Source organism: Holdemanella biformis DSM 3989 (genome assembly GCF_000156655.1).
GTDB classification, from domain to species: Bacteria; Bacillota_I; Bacilli_A; order Erysipelotrichales; family Erysipelotrichaceae; genus Holdemanella; species Holdemanella biformis.
In genome coordinates this window covers 1-679 of record NZ_DS996855.1, presented here as the reverse complement: position 1 = coordinate 679, position 679 = coordinate 1, and the positions used below count along the sequence as shown (strand labels likewise).

1 pseudogene is annotated in these 679 nt (G+C 36.7%); it reads right to left on the bottom strand.

The annotated features are described in order from the left end of the window. Window positions 1–679 (bottom strand): annotated as a pseudogene (locus EUBIFOR_RS13055) (RNA-guided endonuclease TnpB family protein); the annotation flags it as partial.

Genomic DNA, 679 nt, shown 5'->3' with positions numbered 1-679 from the left:
ATCACTCGTATGATCATATTGACTTGCCTTATAATCATTTGGCACTTCAACATAGATTCTGAACTTTCTTTTTGCCTGACTCTGAAAACAGCCTGGACATCTATTTTTTATAGATCTTCCAAATCTTTTCTTACGCTTTCCAGTTTTTGCACGCTTCTGCAGTTTCTTGGCATTCTTTGGCTCTGTCACAAAGATATCCCCTAAGCTTCTTAATTCATTCACTTCTTCATTGATGGCTAAATGTCGATTGATTGCATTGATTCTGCATAGCTCTGTATGTTTCGTTCTCAATTTCTTATAGCGATTTGAGTATGTCCACTTCTTCTTTCCTTTTTTGATAGTTCCATCCTCATTGTAGTTGTCTGGATTCATTGCTCTACGGCTTCTATCCATTGCACGATAGATCCGTCTTTCTTTTCGTTCATTGACTTCAATACAACTTCCTCTTTCCGCAAGATTCTTTAAACCAGCTTTCGTTTCTGTTGTATACGCAATTGTCTGAGTTCCAATATCACATCCAACAACACCATTTCCTCTACTGTGTTTAAAATTGCCAAAACGATCCTGTTTCGGTTTAGTTACACCTTCGATTGTGATATGTACATAGACTCTTAACTTACCACGAATCTTTTTACATACAAGACTCACATAACAAGGTCTGTATGTTGAAACACAAATA